22 protein-coding genes are annotated in these 18,593 nt (G+C 36.2%); 5 read left to right on the forward strand and 17 right to left on the reverse strand.

From position 1 onward, the window contains the following. The first annotated feature begins 77 nt into the window (after nt 1-77). Nucleotides 78-896 (forward strand): late competence protein ComER, encoded by an 819-nt coding sequence (comER, locus tag LRP81_RS00770; protein WP_230499322.1) that lies wholly within the window; start codon nt 78-80, stop codon nt 894-896. A gap of 233 nt (nt 897-1,129) precedes the next feature. Here the strand turns inward: comER and LRP81_RS00775 are convergent, their stop codons facing one another. From LRP81_RS00775 to LRP81_RS00815, 9 genes are all read right to left on the reverse strand, one after another. Then, nucleotides 1,130-1,822 carry a hypothetical protein gene (locus tag LRP81_RS00775; protein ID WP_230499323.1) on the reverse strand — a complete coding sequence of 231 codons (693 nt, stop codon included), beginning with the start codon at nt 1,820-1,822 and terminating at the stop codon, nt 1,130-1,132. Between the two features lie 334 nt (nt 1,823-2,156). Beyond that, entirely contained in the window at nt 2,157-2,909 is a 753-nt protein-coding gene (locus LRP81_RS00780; RefSeq protein ID WP_230499324.1) for a class I SAM-dependent DNA methyltransferase, read from the reverse strand. Continuing rightward, nucleotides 2,909-3,259: a ribosome silencing factor gene (rsfS, locus tag LRP81_RS00785; protein WP_230499325.1), complete on the reverse strand. Its 351-nt coding sequence runs from the start codon at nt 3,257-3,259 to the stop codon at nt 2,909-2,911. Before rsfS ends, LRP81_RS00780 begins: the two co-directional genes overlap by 1 nt. Beyond that, nucleotides 3,260-3,838: a bis(5'-nucleosyl)-tetraphosphatase (symmetrical) YqeK gene (gene yqeK, locus LRP81_RS00790; protein ID WP_230499326.1), complete on the reverse strand. Its 579-nt coding sequence runs from the start codon at nt 3,836-3,838 to the stop codon at nt 3,260-3,262. It abuts the gene before it with no gap. Further along, nucleotides 3,831-4,397, reverse strand: coding sequence for a nicotinate-nucleotide adenylyltransferase (locus LRP81_RS00795; RefSeq protein ID WP_230499327.1), 567 nt, complete (start codon nt 4,395-4,397; stop codon nt 3,831-3,833). Before LRP81_RS00795 ends, yqeK begins: the two co-directional genes overlap by 8 nt. A gap of 17 nt (nt 4,398-4,414) precedes the next feature. Next, nucleotides 4,415-4,708 carry a ribosome assembly RNA-binding protein YhbY gene (gene yhbY / locus LRP81_RS00800; protein ID WP_230499328.1) on the reverse strand — a complete coding sequence of 98 codons (294 nt, stop codon included), beginning with the start codon at nt 4,706-4,708 and terminating at the stop codon, nt 4,415-4,417. A gap of 3 nt (nt 4,709-4,711) precedes the next feature. Beyond that, nucleotides 4,712-5,539, reverse strand: a complete 828-nt coding sequence (gene aroE, locus LRP81_RS00805) for a shikimate dehydrogenase (protein WP_230499329.1) — start codon at nt 5,537-5,539, stop codon at nt 4,712-4,714. A 20-nt stretch (nt 5,540-5,559) separates the two neighbouring features. Then, entirely contained in the window at nt 5,560-6,663 is a 1,104-nt protein-coding gene (gene yqeH / locus LRP81_RS00810) for a ribosome biogenesis GTPase YqeH (protein WP_230499330.1), read from the reverse strand. A gap of 5 nt (nt 6,664-6,668) precedes the next feature. Continuing rightward, complete coding sequence (locus LRP81_RS00815) at nt 6,669-7,184, reverse strand: YqeG family HAD IIIA-type phosphatase (protein ID WP_230499331.1); 516 nt, start codon at nt 7,182-7,184, stop codon at nt 6,669-6,671. 499 nt (nt 7,185-7,683) lie between these two features. Between LRP81_RS00815 and sda the strand changes: the two genes are divergently transcribed. Beyond that, nucleotides 7,684-7,824 carry a sporulation histidine kinase inhibitor Sda gene (gene sda / locus LRP81_RS00820; RefSeq protein WP_230499332.1) on the forward strand — a complete coding sequence of 47 codons (141 nt, stop codon included), beginning with the start codon at nt 7,684-7,686 and terminating at the stop codon, nt 7,822-7,824. 435 nt (nt 7,825-8,259) lie between these two features. Here sda and LRP81_RS00825 read toward each other — a convergent pair whose 3' ends face one another. The 5 genes from LRP81_RS00825 to LRP81_RS00845 form a co-directional block, all read right to left on the reverse strand. Further along, on the reverse strand, nt 8,260-9,042 hold the full coding sequence (locus LRP81_RS00825; protein WP_230499333.1) for a phosphatidylserine decarboxylase: 783 nt from the start codon (nt 9,040-9,042) through the stop codon (nt 8,260-8,262). Nucleotides 9,043-9,194: 152 nt separating this feature from the next. After that, nucleotides 9,195-10,970 (reverse strand): M3 family oligoendopeptidase, encoded by a 1,776-nt coding sequence (locus tag LRP81_RS00830; RefSeq protein WP_230499334.1) that lies wholly within the window; start codon nt 10,968-10,970, stop codon nt 9,195-9,197. 619 nt (nt 10,971-11,589) lie between these two features. Beyond that, nucleotides 11,590-11,754 (reverse strand): hypothetical protein, encoded by a 165-nt coding sequence (locus tag LRP81_RS00835; RefSeq protein WP_230499335.1) that lies wholly within the window; start codon nt 11,752-11,754, stop codon nt 11,590-11,592. A gap of 155 nt (nt 11,755-11,909) precedes the next feature. Further along, entirely contained in the window at nt 11,910-12,620 is a 711-nt protein-coding gene (gene sigK / locus LRP81_RS00840) for an RNA polymerase sporulation sigma factor SigK (RefSeq protein ID WP_230499336.1), read from the reverse strand. Nucleotides 12,621-12,861: 241 nt separating this feature from the next. Continuing rightward, the gene (locus LRP81_RS00845; RefSeq protein ID WP_230499337.1) at nt 12,862-13,098 is read right to left on the reverse strand and encodes a hypothetical protein; all 237 of its coding nucleotides are present in this window, start codon (nt 13,096-13,098) and stop codon (nt 12,862-12,864) included. A gap of 341 nt (nt 13,099-13,439) precedes the next feature. On the opposite strand from LRP81_RS00845, the gene LRP81_RS00850 reads away from it, so the two are divergent. After that, on the forward strand, nt 13,440-14,315 hold the full coding sequence (locus LRP81_RS00850; protein ID WP_230499338.1) for a helix-turn-helix domain-containing protein: 876 nt from the start codon (nt 13,440-13,442) through the stop codon (nt 14,313-14,315). A 37-nt stretch (nt 14,316-14,352) separates the two neighbouring features. Here LRP81_RS00850 and LRP81_RS00855 read toward each other — a convergent pair whose 3' ends face one another. Both LRP81_RS00855 and LRP81_RS00860 read right to left on the reverse strand, forming a co-directional pair. Further along, the gene (locus LRP81_RS00855) at nt 14,353-15,876 is read right to left on the reverse strand and encodes an ABC transporter permease/substrate-binding protein (RefSeq protein ID WP_230499339.1); all 1,524 of its coding nucleotides are present in this window, start codon (nt 15,874-15,876) and stop codon (nt 14,353-14,355) included. After that, nucleotides 15,876-16,829, reverse strand: coding sequence for an ABC transporter ATP-binding protein (locus LRP81_RS00860; RefSeq protein WP_230499340.1), 954 nt, complete (start codon nt 16,827-16,829; stop codon nt 15,876-15,878). Before LRP81_RS00860 ends, LRP81_RS00855 begins: the two co-directional genes overlap by 1 nt. A 187-nt stretch (nt 16,830-17,016) precedes the next feature. Here LRP81_RS00860 and LRP81_RS00865 point away from each other — a divergent pair, with 187 nt between their 5' ends. After that, nucleotides 17,017-17,775, forward strand: a complete 759-nt coding sequence (locus LRP81_RS00865) for a thermonuclease family protein (RefSeq protein WP_230499341.1) — start codon at nt 17,017-17,019, stop codon at nt 17,773-17,775. 55 nt (nt 17,776-17,830) lie between these two features. Here LRP81_RS00865 and LRP81_RS00870 read toward each other — a convergent pair whose 3' ends face one another. Then, complete coding sequence (locus LRP81_RS00870) at nt 17,831-18,064, reverse strand: YrhC family protein (protein WP_230499342.1); 234 nt, start codon at nt 18,062-18,064, stop codon at nt 17,831-17,833. 204 nt (nt 18,065-18,268) lie between these two features. Here LRP81_RS00870 and LRP81_RS00875 point away from each other — a divergent pair, with 204 nt between their 5' ends. Then, nucleotides 18,269-18,442, forward strand: a complete 174-nt coding sequence (locus LRP81_RS00875; protein WP_230499343.1) for a putative periplasmic lipoprotein — start codon at nt 18,269-18,271, stop codon at nt 18,440-18,442. Nucleotides 18,443-18,593: the final 151 nt, after the last annotated feature.

An 18,593-nucleotide genomic window follows, 5' to 3' on the forward strand; every position in this document is an offset into this window, starting at 1 on the left:
TTTCACCTTCTATTCATAATACTTTTCACTAATTCATATAGTGTATGAGAAACGTTTGGATAAAGGAGGGAAATGAAATGAAGATCGGAATGATTGGAACAGGTAACATGGGGAAAATCTTAGTGGAATCGTTTATCGACTCTAAGGCAGTACCTCCTGAAGATATTACGATTACGAATCGCTCACTTATGAAGGCTTATCATATAAAGGAAAAATATAAAGAAATTCATGTAGAAGAGACTGCGGATGAAGTGGTTACTGCTTCAGACATAATCTTTTTATGTGTTAAACCATTAGATATTCACCCCCTTCTAACAAAGATTAGTCAACACTTAACAAATAATAAATGTATTATATCCATTACAAGTCCCGTTTCGGTTGGACAGCTTCAAACCATGATAAGTTGTCAAGTGGCGAGAATAATTCCAAGTATAACAAACAGGGCACTATCAGGTGTCACATTACTTACTTTTGGTAGCAACGTGTGCGAAGAATACAAGGAATACCTTATTAAAATATGCAGCAACATTTCAACTCCTATTCATATTGAAGAGAATGTCACAAGAGTAGCTTCTGATATTGTTAGTTGTGGTCCAGCATTTTTCAGTTATATTCTTCAACGATTTATTGATGGCGCAGTAAACGAAACAGCCATATCAAAAGAACAGGCAACAGAACTTGCCAGCCAAATGATTATCGGTATGGGGAAACTTATTGAAAAAGATATATACACATTGCAGACATTACAGGAAAAAGTATGTGTCAAGGGAGGTGTGACCGGAGAGGGTATTAAAGTACTTGAAAATGAGCTCGGTGATGTGTTTAACCAACTCATTCAAAAAACACATGAAAAATTTGAAGAAGACCTGACTTACGTAAAAAGGCAATTTCAATAATCTTTTTCTACATTAACTGACAGATTCCTTCTTTTTAATTTAAAAAAACAACAGAAATTAATTACTGAGTAAAATGCACCTCCATTAACGAAGTATTTAACAGCAAAATGAACCATCCATTTATCAAAAAAAGACTAGGATTTTAGATTCCCCCCTAGTCTTTTTGTTGTATTCTTGCTATGAATCTCCCTGACCGTCAATTATACTATTCGTTCACTTTAAGGTTTCATTTATTACACGCACAATTCTCCATCTTCTGATACGTTTCTATGACATTGATTTCGTATAAACACATCTTCAATGTACCAACTGTTATCTTCTAGTTTCATCATGACTTTTTTTATATCGCCAGCAATAGAGTCATCTTTATATCCATATGTCAAGACATAACCTATTGCTTCTTCATTTTCAGAATCATAATCAATACGCATATTTACTTCAAAAAGATCCATGCCATTCCAATAAGAAAGGTCATGATAATTTATCCAATTGGATAATAATTGACCTGGTGTTTCCCAATTTTCATTAATTGTCATAAACGGTTCACCGATTTCACCATCCCACTCACGCCAATTAGTTTCGCCTCTTTCAAAACCATTTTCATAAGACATTGAAAAATCAGTTACCATTTCCCATAATTGCACGTCCAGATTATCTCGCCAACGAGAAGCAGTTTCTTTTGGGATCATAATGAATTCTTCGTCGCTATTAACTTGCTTTAATTCTTTTAACTCTTTTTCGGTTTCTGCTAAAGTTTTAGACTGTTCATCAATTTCTTTTTCTAGACCTTCAATTTGTTCGTTTAACAATACTGTGGCAGCTTCCTCGTTTTCCATATTAATTGTACTTTCAGCATCAGAACAACCTGCTAAAAATAAAATTACTAGCATTCCAGTAATAAATGTTTTCAGTACAACCACCTCCAAGTAATATAAAATGATTCACACTCTACTACAGATAGAATAACCTCAACAAAAAAACCTTAATAATGATATCCCCCTATTCATAAAACAAAGATTATTTTCAGACTGATAAAATAATTGTATCAACACTTCCCAATTTTGTATTATATTTACTCTATTATTTTTGAAGTATTTAAATATATTTCTAGAAATTTTCTGCTAGTACATAGTTTTTTTATTATTTTTCTATACTTCAACACATATATTTGGAGTCCAACAGTCAAGTGTTATAACTGCCATGAGGTTAAAAAAACGCATAAAAAAAGGTAACTCATTATCGAGTTACCTCTCTAAGTGCCTATTTTTGTGCTACAAAAAATACTCTTTCCGAATGTTCACTTAAGTGATCGGTTGAAAAGTCTCCTGTGACCGAGTGCAATGTAAAACCGATTTCTTCGAGCCATTTTTTGTACATTTCCACGCTATATGTTCTTTGTTTATGTAATTCATCAAATCGAGTATAGACATTACTTTCTTCGCCCTGTACAAAAAAAGAAAGTTCATGTTCTACACTATTGGGGTGTTCACCTTGGAAACTATTCCATATGAAAGCTACCTCTTCTTCTGCACTATTAAAGGAATTGTTCATGAAAACCTGGCTCATTTTATAGACAGAATGAACATCAAATAAGAATAGTCCACCATCTGCTAATTGCTGATAGACAGATTGAAACGTGTTTTTCACATCATTTTCAGACTCCAAATAGTTTAATGAATCACAGAAGATGGTAATACAGTCCAGACCTGAAAAGCCTTCAAGTTCAGCCATGTTTTGCTCATAGTATGGGATAGATAACCCTTTAGCTTCTGCTTTTTCATGGGCAACTGCCAGCATACTCTCGGATAGATCCACACCAGCAACTTTCCATCCCTCATTTGCAAAACGGAGTGTTAGTTCTCCTGTTCCACAGCCAACATCTAGGATGGAAAATGATTTAGTTGAATTGCTAGTATGTCGGCTTTTTATAGCCTTCACAAAGGAAACCCAATCTTGATAAGGCACATCCTTCATTAGGTAGTCATAAATGTATGCAAAATGTCCGTAAGCCATTATGCTAGCTCAGTTTGAACATCTTCGCGAGGTGCATCTCCCCATAGACGTTCTAAATTGTAATATCCACGCTCTTCACGATAGAAAACATGAACCACGACATCTCCTATGTCAACTAGGATCCACCTTGCTTCGTCAAAGCCTTCCATTCTTTTAACAGTATACCCTTGTTCCTCAGCAGCCTCTTTAATACCACGAGCAATTGCTTGCACTTGCTTATCAGAATTCCCGTGACAAATTAGAAAGTAATCCGCTACAAGCGAAATTCCTTGCATATTTAAGGCAACTAATTCTTCTGCCCGTTTATCATCGGCAGCATTTGCTGCAAGCTGTAATAATTTTTTTGTCATTTATTGTAACTTCCTTTCTTTTACCTTCATCATCATATCATTGTATGCATGGAATGTATTTGGATAAATAGGTTGGTTCCTTGTGAGTAAAAATAAAATTGTATTTTTCATCGCCTGTACCACTGCAATATCAAGGGACGTTTTTGCAGAATCCCTTACAACTTCAACCCCTGGAAAATCTCTATTAGGTTCAATATAATCTGCCACATAGATCACTTTGTCTAATTGACTCATATTTATTTTACCCGAAGTATGACATCTAATAGCCTCCAAAATCTCCTCATCAGAAATTCCAACTTCTTTTTTGACCAAATACGCACCAACTGGAGCATGCCATAATTCTTCATGATGCAAAAGAAGATCATGAGGCATTTTTTGATCGATAATACATTGGCGCATTTCCTCTTTGTTCCGAAATTTGGCATAATCGTGAAAAATCGCAGCTAGTTCAGCTTTATCTCTATCAACATGAAAGCGATCTGCCAATTCTATAGCTGTCTCCATTACTCCAATTGTGTGCACATACCGTTTCTCTGTCAGCTGTTTCTTCACTATTCGTAATGCTTTGTCTCTATCCATAAAGGTTTTTCTCCTCTATTATTTGTTTAACCCCTTCAGGTACTAAATATAAAGAAGACCGACCTTCCTTCACTCGATTGCGTATCATAGTAGAAGAGATATCCATCTCTGGAGCTTCCACTTCCGTAATCTTATATGGAGATTGAACAGGATAACCTGGTCTTTTTACACCGACAAAGGTGACTAATTCAAGTAGTTTCTCTATGTTGAACCACTTTGGAAGATACTCCACCATATCAGCACCAATAATAAAATAAAAGTGTGTATCTTGATGGTTTTTCTTTAGCAATACCATTGTATCATATGTATAGGATGGCCCTTCCCTTAAAAGCTCAATTGATTCCACACGGAAGTAAGGGTTGGATTCAACAGCTGCCACAAGCATCGCTTTTCTTACTTCCGTAGGTGTAATCGTATCATTTTGCTTATGGGGAGGAATGTGATTTGGCATAAACCATACTTCGTTCAAATTAAGTTGTTCCCTAACATCATTTGCAATCAAAAGATGGCCAAGGTGAGGTGGATCAAAGGTGCCTCCAATGATGCCCACTTTTTTCACATAAATCCCTCCAAGCATTATCTTGGTAAAATGATTTGTTTATTTTCCCTTGATTGTTTATATAAGATTATCGTGTTACCAATTACCTGAACTAATTGAGCTTTTGCTCCTTTTACTAGTTCTTCCGCCACTATTTTACGGTCTTCCTCACAATTTTGAAGGACACTTACTTTTATGAGTTCTCTAGCTTCCAAAGCTTCTGAGATTTGATTCGTCATATTTTCATTCACGCCACCTTTTCCTACTTGAAAAATAGGATCTAGATGATGAGCTTCAGCCCGTAAAAATCTTTTTTGTTTACCTGTTAACATGTTTTATCCTCCTAGCTTTTCTTCCACTAATTGTTCTAATCTTTTTGTATCTGGAAACTGACCTGTCCAATGTTCAAATGCCAGTGCTGCCTGATAGACAAACATCTTGACACCATGTTGAATGGTTGCTCCTTGATTTTCTGCATCTCTTAAAAGCTTAGTTTTAAGAGGATTATAAATTATATCACTGACAATGGCACCTTTTTTAAATTTCCCATCTGGTAAAGGCGTTTCATTCGTGCTAGGGAACATACCCACTGATGTGGTTTGGACCACGATATCAAACTCACATAACCTCTCAATTGCTTGTTCTACTGTAATACTTATACAGATATCCGTCAAAGAAAATTCCTCTATAAGTGATGCTGCTTTAGCTTCAGTACGATTACAAACAGTAATCGTCACATTACTTTCTAGAGCTAAAGAATAAAGTATCGCTCTTGCAGCACCTCCAGCACCTACAATCAGGATATTCTTTCCTTGTATGGCCGATACCTCTTTCAATGCTTGTACAAAACCAGAACCGTCCGTATTATATCCAACAAATTGATCCGCTACCTTCACAACTGTATTTACAGCACCGATCTGTAAAGCTCCTTGATCCACCTTATCCAACAATGGAAAAATAGCTTCTTTATGTGGAATGGTTACATTGAACCCTTCCACACCTATCGCTTTCATACCAATTACGGCTTGTTCTAGATGGTTTTTTTCCACATGGAAAGCATGATAATGAGCATCTATTCCTATATTGGAAAATGCATCATTGTGGATGAGTGGAGACATAGATTGTGAAATAGGAGAACCGATAACACCATAAAGTTTTTTCACGCCTTAGCCCTCCGCTTTTTTCAAATCAATGATTTTCTTACCATGACCCCAACACCTTTAGGTACATGCGCTACAACCTTTACCCCAGGTTCGTTTATTGTTACCCAGCCAAGGCCAGAGAAAACGATGTCTGTTTTGTTATCTTTTATCATAAACTCATGGGCAACGAGCTCTGGAAATGAACCTTTTAATGCCTCCCCTGGCGGTTGCAACATGACCCCAAGATGTTCTTTATAAACATGGTTTGCATTTTCCAGTTTGGTTCTGTGTATATATAGATCATTCGATACATAACAAGTAAATGAGTTCCTGTTACCTTGAATAAAATCAAAACGAGCTAAACCTCCAAAGAACAGTGTTTGTCCCTCATTCAGTTGGAATATTTTAGGTTTAATTTCTTTTTTAGGAGAAATGAATTTTAAATCCTTCTTGTCCACGTAATGTGCCATTTGATGTCGGTTGATAATTCCCGGAGTATCAAATAGTGACGCTCCGTTGTCAAGTGGAATATCGATAAGATCCAAAGTGGTCCCTGGAAATTGAGAGGTAGTGATAACATCTTCTTCACCGGAAAACTCCTTTATAATCCTATTAATAAAAGTAGATTTCCCCACATTAGTACAGCCAACAACATAGACATCCTCTCCTTCACGATAGGACTCTATAGCTTGAGCTAGTTCTTTTACCCCAATTCCTTTATCTGCACTAATTAAAAATACATCCTCAGGCATTAAACCAAGCTCTTTCGACATTTGCTTCATCCAGTTAATTACTTTCGTTGGCTTAACGGACTTTGGCAGAAGGTCTACTTTATTACCGACAAGTATCACGTTGTTGTTTCCAACAAATCTGTGCAAGCCTGGCAACCAGCTGCCATCAAAATCAAATATATCAACAATTTTTATGACAAGCCCCTTCGTCTGTCCAATGGAATTCAATATTCGAAGGAAGTCATCATCTGTTAATGATACATCCTGGATTTCATTATAGTGCTTTAGTCGAAAGCATCGTTTACAAATAACCATTTCTTTATTTAAAGAAGAAGGAGGTGCGTACCCTAATCTTTTCGGGTCATCCGTTTGAATCGCAACTCCACATCCGACACATACTGCTTGTTCTTCCATTTCTATTAATCCTCCCAATTAATCATACCTTTTCGTTTCATCCATGACAGAATACGTCTTTCCACACGACGATTGAACTTCGTGAAAAATCCATCGGTTTGGGCAACTGGTACAACAAGAATAGTATGCAGGCCAAGACGATTTCCACCAAGTACATCTGTCAACAATTGGTCCCCGATAACTACTACATCTTCCTTTTGGAGATTCATTTGTTTTATCGCTTTACGAAATGCACTTCTCATAGGTTTTCTAGCACCGTAAATATAATTTATTCCGAGAGGATCAGAAAACAGCTTGACTCTTTTCAAATTATTGTTAGAAACAACTGTCACCAAAATACCTACCTCCTGCATTTCCTTAAACCACTCTATTAAAGCAGGTGTTGCCTCTGGACGGTCCCATTCTACAAGGGTATTGTCTAAATCTGTAATAATACCTTTTATTCCTTTTTCTTTCAGGTCATTCGGCTTTATCTCAAATACACTTTTAACATGCTGTGCAGGCAGAAAATATTTAATCATGCTATCACCCTCTATATATAAAATACGTTTTAACTCTTTTCATAATGTTACCCATCCTACATTTAAAATGTCTGCAGTATGGATGACCAGTTGTTTCCAGTTTAGATAATTTAACACTTTATCATCTTACCTAAATTCTTTGTACCTGTTAAGCATATATTTCGATTATCCATTTGATAATCACTTAAACTTCGACAAAAAACATATTGCAAAGAATATTTTTCGACAAATTGACAACGATTTCAACAGCTGTGGATAACCTTATCTACAATATACCCTCTATCACAACTACCTTAATGGTAATTATAAACATTTTACTCACATGTTATCCACCGTTAATTGTGGATAACAGAACGGTTGTTCTAACAAAAAATACATGTTAGAGTAATCATACAAACAAACTACTTGGACTTACCATTCTATGAGCTCAAAAGAGAAAATAGAACCTCACATACATAACGAAGATTATAATAGGAGGTGTATGGCCTCGGCCTAGTAGATGAGAAAGCTATCTGACGAACTTTTATTAGAATCCTACCACAAGGCAGTTGAATTGAAATTAAGCACAGATTTTATACAACTTATTGAACTGGAAATAAAACGCCGGTCCCTAAGTTACAGCATAAAAGCAACTTCCTAAGAAAAGGGTAACCGCATTGGTCAGCCCCTTCAAGTATTAGACGAGATGTCAAAAAGGTTGTTTTTTCCTCTCAAGGAGCTAGGATTTTCCAACTCCAAAAACTAATACTTATTTCTTGAAAAAGCCGGCCCTCCGGCTTTTTTTATTTGCAAAAACTCTTTTTTAAAGTTTTGTAAAAAAGATGGTTTCCGAATTTGCAGGATTGTTGATAATCTGTCCATTATTTTAATTGAGCATATTTGTCCATTATTACTAGTTACTTACCATGTTCATAAACGCAACAAAATTTTCGAACATATCCTTCACAAAAAATTAAAGCTAGCATATCTACTAGCTTCCTTGTGTGAACTAAGTACCAAAATTAATATTGTCAAGCAGATTGCAATAATAGGTAGTTGAGTTTCGTAAGTTGGAACCATTTTTCGACGTCTTTATTTAGCTTATCCAAGTACCTATTCGTTGTCCAACCTTTACTTCTTCTCTTTCTCTAATCGTTTCTTCCATATGAAAGACATCTTTTTCAAACAATAATATAACTGTGGAACCGAATGAGAAGTATGCCATTTCTTCTCCTTTTACTAACCGATCACTTTGGTGGGTCAGTTCAATACTATTTACAAACATCGCCCCCACTTTAACGACCACCACATGTTGTCCTTCGCACGCTATTTCCGTTAAACGACGATAATTCTTTGCAAGTGGTTCTTTCCCATATTTTAATCCCATTTGATTAACCGGATATGACTTCCCACCAAGTGTCCATTGCTTCGTAATCTCCCCAGATATTGGCGTGTGTATTTTATGATAGTGACTTGGGCTTAGATACAATACCATGTATGTTCCACCCATATACTTTTCTGCTAAGCCTGGGTCTGAAAGCATCTCTCCAACAGAGTAATCAATTCCTTTTGCTGTTAAAAGCAAGTCATCCGTAATTCTACCAGCTTTCTCCACTACCGCATCTACTGGACTCACAACTGAGTTTTTTGCCGAATCAATTGGTCTGACGGTTGGCTTTAAATTTCGGATAAAGAATTGTTGCAAGGTTGGAAACTCATTTATATTGTCCTGCATTTCCTCTGTGTTTATATTATATACCTTTGCAAAAGACGGAATAAACCGCTTGCTAATCTTAGATCCTGCAAAGTGCTTTACCGCCATGGATGACAACTTGTGATTTGTCAACTCAATTGCGATTCTGTAAATACCCTTTAACACTTCTCATTCCTCCAAACATTACATAATCCGCTATCAATTTGACTACATTTTGCTATTATATCATTTGCCACCATAACTCTCCATTAAATTATCAATGGTTTAGAAAACAAAAAAAGACGGTTCCTTCTATTAGTTAGGAACCGTCTTTACATTTATTTGTTAGTTAATTGTAGGAACTCTTCTACATCTTCAAGGGATTTCTGTACCGCTTTTTCCCAGAAGTCACGTTCTGTAAGGTCAACTCCTAAATGCTTCATTGCAAGGTCTTCCACTGTCATGGAAGCTGTATCTTTAAGTAACGCAATATATTTCTCTTCATAGTTAGCGCCTTCTTCTAGCGCTTGTGAATAAATACCTAAGGAGAACAAATATCCAAAGGTGTATGGGAAATTATAGAATGGAACTTGCGTGATAAAGAAATGCATTTTAGATGCCCAGAATGTGTGATCATACTCATCAAGAGCACCACAATATGCTTCTTTTTGTGCCTCCACCATTAAATCATTCAGTTTTTCCACGCTAACAAGTCCTTTTTTACGCTCTTCATAGAATCTTGTTTCAAATAAAAACCTTGCATGGATATTCATATAGAAAGCTACACTACGTTGAATTTTATCTTCAAGTAGCGAAATTTTTTCCATTTCATCTTTTGCATACTTTACTGCTGCATCTGCTACAATCATTTCTGCGAAAGTTGAAGCCGTTTCCGCCACGTTGCTTGCATAAAATCGATTTAAGGTTGGCACGTCGTGCATGGCATGCTGGTGAAAAGCATGACCCAATTCATGAGCGAGAGTTGAGACATTGGAAAGTGTTCCAGAGTATGTCATAAAGATACGAGATTGGCCTGAAACAGGAAAGCTTGTACAGAATCCTCCTGGACGCTTTCCAGCACGATCTTCCGCTTCAATCCAGCGGTCTTCAAATGCCTTTTCAGTGAAAGAAGTGAGTTCTGGTCCGAATTTAGAAAACTGCTCTGTAATGAATTCTGCCCCTTCTTGATAGGAAAGTATTGTTTCTTCTGAAGATAAAGGTGCTGAAACATCATACATGTTCAGTTTCTCCAAACCAAGCAGTTCTGCTTTTCTTGCCAGGTATTGTTTAAATATATCTTTGTGATCAGTTATTACCTGCCACATTGTATCAACTGTTTCTTGCTTCATTCTGTTATTCTCAAGAGGCTCTTTCAAGACAGAATCCCAACCTCGTTGTTCATAAACTTGTAGACGAAAACCAGCAAGGTGATTTAATGCAGCTGCGATGGTTTCTGACTGCTCTTCCCAAGCTTCCTGCCATGCTTTGGAAACCTCTTTTCGGACAGTACGATCGCCATTTGAGAAGCGGTTATGTGCTTGGCCAACTGATAGTTCTTTCGTTTCTCCATTTTCTTCTACCGGGATTTTAATGGAGCCAACAATTGAATTATATAATTTACCCCATGCATGATAGCCATCCACAGCCAATGAAGTGACTAGTTTTTCTTGTGCAGCAGGCAATTTTTCACCAGCACGTCTTCTTCTTTCATTTAATACATATTCTAAAGGTGCGAAGGTTTCGGTTTGTAAAAGATTTGACCATGAGGAATCATTAATATCTACCAACTTTTCATCTAGTGCACCTAAATGAACTTGTAATTTAGCATGAAGCTGCGCCACTTTCCCTTGAAGTTGGGATGCCTGTTTATCTTTAACATCTTGTGCAAGAAGACAGCTGATGAATGCTGATGCCTCCACCACTTTCTTCACAACTCTCTCATATGAACCTAACACCTCTTCAAGTGAATCAGCAGAAAATGCCTCTATCTCTTGACCAAAAGCTGAAATTTCTGAATGTAAACCATCTAAATATGTATGAAAATCTTCCGACTTGCTTCCACCATTGAAAAAAACATCTAAATCCCATGTTTCACTGTATGTTTTTGTTGCCATCTTATTTTCCCCCTCTTCATTTATCATTTTCATTATAAACGAAGTGAGTAAATATTTCTATAATTCAAAACTTTTTGTTGTGCGTAATTTTCGTTTTACGAAATAAATTTCGCGTAAGTTTTGGTTGAAACTTCCTTCTGATTTTATTTCATATGCAAATTGAAAATCTGCTCTAAGCAGTGCGTTGTAAATACTGAAAAAAGAATAGTATTTGGTTAAAAAATGATTGGCAAATTTGATGTTGGATAAATATGTGATGTGATCATAAAAATCCTTTGAAAATGACACAACCCTTTACTATAGGATAAAACAGGATAAGGCCTTCATTTTGAATATGATTATGAAGGCCTTGGATTTTTGAATTCACAAGGCTCATGAAAGCATTTTCCTTGCTGTTATTGGTGGATTTTGGTCTTCATAACGCTCATGAAAGCATTTTCCTTGCTGTTATCGGTGGATTTTGGTCTTCATAACGCTTATGAAGACATTTTCCTTGCTGCTCTCAATGGAGTTTGGTCTTCATTATCTTATGAAACGTTGTTTTATGATTTTCTCAATGATCTTTATTAAGTTTTATGGGGTATTGATTTATTATAAAAATCTTAGTAATTGTAACTACTTATCTGTATAGTTTATTTTTATACCAGTGACCTCCACCAAGCAAAAGTAGAATAAACAAGATAACAACAAGCCCGTAAAGCCAACCTCCAAAGAATCCTGGTCTACATGGTGCAGGATATGGTGGTGGACAGCATGGACTGAACCCATATGGATATCCGTACATCTCGAAAACCCCTTTCTTCATATAGGTTACCTACACTATTACCATATGCACATCCTACAAAATAGACAGGGCATATGCGGAGTTTATAGCAATTTTATCCGCTAATATCATAAAATCACCTTGGTGAGTAATAACCAAGGTGATTTATTGAAACATTATTTCTTCTTTTCTTTTTCTGCGCGGTAGTACTCATGGAACATTTTCATCAGTGCCCGTTTTTCAATTCGGGACACATAACTTCTTGATATTCCGAGCTCTTTAGCAATTTCACGTTGTGTTTTTTCATCTTTTAAATCTAGTCCGAATCTGCCGACAATTACTTCCCTTTCTCTTTCGTCCAAAACATCAATATACACCTTTATTTTCTCTAGTTCCATGTTCAATTGAATGGTATCAATGACATCTTCTGATTCAGATTTCAATACATCTATTAAGCTAATTTCGTTGCCTTCTTTGTCTTGACCTATCGGATCATGTAACGATACATCCTTTTTTGTTTTTTTCAATGCTCTCAAATGCATGAGGATTTCATTTTCAATACAACGTGCGGCATAGGTTGCAAGCTTCGTTCCTTTTCCCGTGTGGAAACTCTCTATTGCCTTTATCAATCCAATTGTTCCGATAGAAATTAAATCTTCCGAGTCCTCACCAGTATTTTCGAATTTCTTAACAATATGCGCCACCAGTCTTAAGTTATGTTCAATAAGTATATTTCTTGCCTCTTCATTCCCCTCTGCCATCAATTTTAAATATTTCGCTTCCTCATTAGATGACAGTGGTTGTGGGAATGCATTATTTTTTACATAAGAAACTAGAAAAACAATTTCTTTGATTAAGAATCCTACCGATGCTAATAAGCTTGACACACTTTCACCCCCAAAAGAATGTTAGGCAAGTGCCTAGTAGTAATTCTTATGAAACAATGGTTGAAAGTGTGCAAGTACATAACAAAATTAATCCAAATCTACCCTTTTTTCTAACTATTCCGATAAAAGTAATATTTTTGTGCTATATTTGTTGATTAATGGTACAATTTCAGTAAAGAGAACATTTGTTCATAAAATATTGCATTACAAAAAAAATCTTCCTACTAATAGGAAGATCATCTTAATACTGAATATACGGATATTTCTTAAGTTTGGAAGGAAGAGTACCTTTGCCAACTTTCACAACACTATACTCATGGTACAATGTTTCAAACCACTTAGAAACTTCTGCGTATGTTTTATTATTGTAATCCACAAGCTGGGCAACTCGATAACGACTACGTGCCTTGTGCTCACGATCAACTACGACAAACCAAAAGCAAGCAAGTTCAAAAGTGTTTGTACTAGTCATTGACATGGTATCAACCATCCTTATTTTTTAATTAATGTTGATATGGAAGTTCTTGTGTATCGAAGCCACCAGTTGGAGCTGCTGAAGCAACACCATGAGAACCAATTAGTGCTAAAGAAACCAGCAAAGTAGTAATTAGGAATTTTTTCATACGTTTCTACCTCCATTTTTGATAGAATATTGAAAATATTATTTTTATTACTTATAGGAATAATACACTATTTTTGAAATCATTTCTTTAGCCTATTTCAACTGTTTGAGGTATATTTTAGGGGTTTTTCTCCTATTTACTAAAATATTCATAGGAAAATATAACTTTAGGAATAATTTTATAGGAAGTGAAGATTATGGATTTTTCAGTTATCGGAAAAGAAATTAAGTCTCTTCGTCAAGAGCTTAGTATTTCTCAAGCAGAATTAAGTAATGATATATGTACTCAGTCTCAAATTAGTAAGATTGAAAAGGGCGAAGTCTATCCTCTAGCAAATACATTATACTTTATTGCTGAAAAACTCGGTGTAGATGTTAACTATTTTTATGACCTTGCCACTACTCCTCATCTAGAATATGTAAAGGCAGTAAAAGAACAAGTTAGAAGTGCATTAAATGAGTATAACTATGAAGAAGTTTATCGTATTATTAGTGTCGAAAAGAAAAACCCATTGTTTTTTAACAACAGAAAGAACTCACAATTTTTACTTTGGAACGAAGGAATATGTAACTATTATACTAAGAAAAATAAAGGTTCTGCACTAAAATTATTAAAAGAAGCCCTTGACCTTACAAAAATGACCAACAAATTGTTAGGTGAAAGTGAAATTGAAATCATTAATAGTATCGGAATTATTCACTCAGAATCAGGAGATTTTGATAAAGCAATTGATACTTTTAATAGCGCATTTTTGCATTTTATTAAAATGCCTTCCGTCCATAATTGTACAATAAAAACAAAAATTATCTACAATAAGTCTAAAGCATTAACAAAAATAAACAAATACAAGGATGCTATTAGTGAGTGCGAAAAGGGAATCAATTGGTGTGTTAAAAATAATAGCCTCTACTTGCTTGGTTCGTTATACTATCATATAGGTTTTAACTACTCATTATTAAATGATTATGATGCTGCAATTAAAAATTATAATAAGGCAATTACTGTTTTTGAATTACAGAGTAATAGCGAAATTATTAAATATATTAATCAAAAAATTGATGATTTAAATTGAAAATGAGCTGGAGTTTCCTCACAGCTCATTTTTATTATTAATTATTTATAAGGTTCTTACCTTTCAAAAACTCCAATGCCACTTCATATGGTGTCTTTCCTTCTACTGTTACTTGGTAGTTCATATCTCGCATTTCATCGTCGTTTATTTGATTTGCGAGTTTGTTTAGGATTTGTTCTAGTTCAGGGTATTGCTCAAGGGTTTCGTTTCTCATTAGTGCTGCTCCTTGGTATGGAGGGAACAAGTTTTCGTCATCTTCCAGTACCTTTAGGTTGAATTGCTGGATTTCAGCATCAGTGGAGTAGGCATCAACGAGGTTAACGTCGCCGGTTTCAGTGGCCTGGTACCTCAATTTCGCTTGCATAGTTGATACATTTTCAAAGGTAATTCCATAGAGTTCCTGTATGCCCAAATATCCATCTTCTCTATCGGAAAATTCGAGGGTAAATCCTGCTTTAATTTCATTTTTGGCACCGTTCAGGTCTGAGATCGTGTTAATATCATTCTGCTCTGCAAAGTCTGATGGTATTGCTAATGCATAGGTATTATTGAATCCCATAGGCTGCAACAAGTATAAATCATCTTGTTCAAGTAACCCTTCCTTAGCTTGCTCAAATACTTCTTCGTCATCGATACTAACTGGTTCCTCTCCAAGCAATGTCATGATGGCAGTACCAGAATATTCCGGATAGATGTCTATATTTTTATTCTTTAATGCTCTATACACAAAACTAGTATTTCCAAGTGACGGTTTTAGTTCCACTCTTAAATCGGTTTCCGCTTCGATTAATAGTTTATACATATTGATAATGATGTCTGGTTCTGCTCCGATTTTCCCACTGATAACTAAGTCCGGCTCTGTTGCTTTCATTACAGCGAATGGAGAAATGAAAAGCAAGACAGCCACTATACCAGCAATAAGCGCCTTTTTTCCAGATCCATTTCTTGCTGCTCGTTCAATGATGCGGAGCACCATATCAAAAAGGATCGCCAGCAACGCTGCCGGTATTGCTCCTAACAGGATAAGGGTATTGTCGTTTCGGTCAATTCCGAGTAAAATCAGGCTACCTAGCCCGCCTGCACCGATCAATGCCACAATGGTAGCTGTGCCAATAATTAATACCATTGCCGTTCTTATACCAGCCATGATTACAGGAAGTGCCAATGGTAGCTCTACTCTGAATAGCCGTTTCATTGACGTCATTCCCATTGCTTTTGCTGCTTCACGTACGGAGGGATCGACTTCTTTTATCCCAGTATAAGTATTTCGCAGTATTGGTAGCAAAGCATATAAAAATAAAGCTATGACTGCAGGAAGAAATCCGATACCAACAAGTGGGATAAGCAACCCAAGCAACGCTAAGGATGGAATGGTCTGTAGTACTGCTGTTATTCCAATTATCGGTTCAGCGATTCGTTCTTTTCTAGTAAGTAAGACACCAAGTGGAACGGATATTGCCACCGCAATCGCTAAGGCGATTACCGATATTTGGATGTGTTCCAGCACAGCCGACCAGAGCTGATCACCACGTGCTTCAAATAATTCTTGTAAAAAATTCATTAGACATGTCCCCCTTCCTTGCTATGGTTATGAAGGAATAAGAGGACATTCTCTCTTGTCAAAACTCCAAGTGATTCCTGGTTCTTCATAATTGTAATAGCTTCTTCTTTACTGAACCACTCTAATGCTTTCCCTAAAGTGATGGAGCTCTTCACTTCTTTTAGAGATGTACGTTCAGAATCAAGTCCCAGTTCCTCTAACATTTCATCCAGAGGCTGCTGAAGAATGCTTTGTCTATTGCCAATGAATGATTTTACGTAATCATTTTTCGGATGGTTGATAAATTCTTCTGGTGTACCGATTTGGACTATCTCGCCATCCTTCATCAGACAGATACGGTCTCCTAGTGTAAGTGCTTCATGCATATCATGGGTAACAAATACAATTGTTTTTTGGATTTTTTTCTTGAGTCGTAAAAAATCTTGCTGGAGCTGTTCTCTACTAAGTGGATCTAGCGCACTAAAAGGCTCATCCATTAAGATTATTGGTGGATTGGCAGCAAGTGCTCTCGCCACCCCGACACGCTGCTGTTGCCCACCTGACAACTCAGAGGGTTTGCGTTTTTTGTATGTATGTGGCTCTAAACCAACTAGATCTAATAGCTCATCCACTCTTTTCGTGATGTCTGCTTTTTTCCAGGACTTCAACTCAGGGACAATTGCAATATTTTCTTCTATCGTCATATGTGGAAAAAGGGCAATTTGTTGGAGTACATAGCCGATATTCCATCGTAGTTCATGGATGTTATGACTATTGATACTCTTTCCATCAATTAAGATATCTCCATTTGTTACATTATGTAGTCTATTTATCATTTTCAAGGTCGTCGTTTTCCCACAACCACTTGGACCAATCAGAACGAAAAACTCTCCCTCCTCTATTTCGATGTTAAGGGACTGAACTGCATTAGTTCCATCTTCATACGTTTTTGATACATCTTGAAAGGTTATCAACCGAAAGCACTCCCCATTCATACTTAATCTTTTTTTAATATTTCCTAAAAGTACAAACAATAAATACCCTATTTTTCGGATTTTAAAACAAAGAAACCTCCTTTCCATCGCTTTGTCATGATATAATGGGGCAAGATTTTCCGAAGAATAGGTGACAACAATGAGAAGTATATGGTTATTATGGTGCATGTGTTTATTATTGGTATCAACAGGTTGTGTTTTGGAAGAGGATACTTTCAGCACCCCCTCACTGGAACAAGCACAAGAAAAACAGGAACAAAGTGAAAATCGAGAGCATGACTACCCAAGATTAACGGTTCCCCTTGTTCGAGTAATTGATGGTGACACTGTGAAAGTGATGGTAAATGGGGAAGAGGAGAATATCCGTTTTCTATTAGTGGATACTCCCGAAACAAACCACCCTCGAATGAACGGTCCACAGCCGTTTGGACCCGAAGCAAAGGATTTTATGGAGAAACTATTAAAAGATGCTGAAGTGGAGATAGAGCTCGACGTTAGTGAACGTGATCGATATCGGAGAATATTGGCCTATGTTTATGCTGATGGAGTATTGGTACAGGAAGAATTATTACGTGCAGGACTAGCCAGAGTGGCATATATTTTCCCTCCAAATACACGGTATGTTGATCGTTTTCAATCTATTCAGAAGGAAGCACAAGAAAAAGCTGTTGGTATATGGAGTGTAGAAAACTATGCACAAGAGGATGGCTTCTATCCTGAGTTTATGGAAGATATCCAATCTAATGAACAAAAAGAACAAGTTAAAAATAGTCAAAACTGCACTATTAAAGGAAACATTAACTCTAAAGGCGAAAAAATCTATCATATTAAATCTGGTGCATTTTACGATAGGACCATTCCAGAAGAATGCTTTGATACAGAAGATGAAGCAGTAGCTGCTGGATACCGAAAATCAAAAAGATGAAAATAATAAAGGAGCCAATGCTAGGTTCATCCCTATAACACTGGCTCCATCTAATTTATTTATCCTCTTGTTCTTGTAATTGTTTTTTTATTTTGCTTACCCTAAAAATAAAAAAGATCGCAAAAACAAGTAACAATGCAGTTGTTCCCATCATAGTAAATAATTGCAAGGAGTTTTTTCCCGCATGCTGAAAAACAACGCCGATATATAAAAAGACACTAGCCGCTGTTAAAATTATAGCAAATCGTTTGTAGTCTTGTAACTTCGCTTGTAATTCTTTTACGTTCACCTCAAAACCCCCTATCTCCCATTACTTTAACATAGATTAGTAGAGTTTCCACCTTGTAAATTTTCCCTTCAATTGTCAAATAAGGTCCTTTCTCCTAGTAACATAAGGTAAAAAGAATCAATCTGAATTTCTTGTACCCTGTCACTGTCTTATCCTTTTATAACTAGGTATAATGAAAAAATAACTTGGAAGGAGGGACTTCCTTTGAAACACATTCTATTAATTTTCTGCTTCTTAACTCTACTTGCCGCATGTTCCTCTGGTAGTGACAGTACGGAACAGATTATTATTGTAGATCCTCCGCCTGAATCTGAAAATAATGCTACTCAAAGCACAAAGGATGGTACTCTATACCCCAGAAATGATGGTGAAGATTAAGAAAGGATGGGAACACCGTACAACCATTAGGGCGTACTGACAAGCAAAATTTCTATAAAAGATATTATTTATCTTAGGTAAAAAAACATTCTTCTTAAAATAGGATGTTTTTTTTGAAATAATACCTTGCATTATTAAGTAATGTTTTTTA

It is taken from the genome of Sutcliffiella rhizosphaerae (genome assembly GCF_917563925.1).
In the GTDB taxonomy this organism is placed as follows: domain Bacteria; phylum Bacillota; class Bacilli; order Bacillales; family Bacillaceae_I; genus Sutcliffiella_A; species Sutcliffiella_A rhizosphaerae.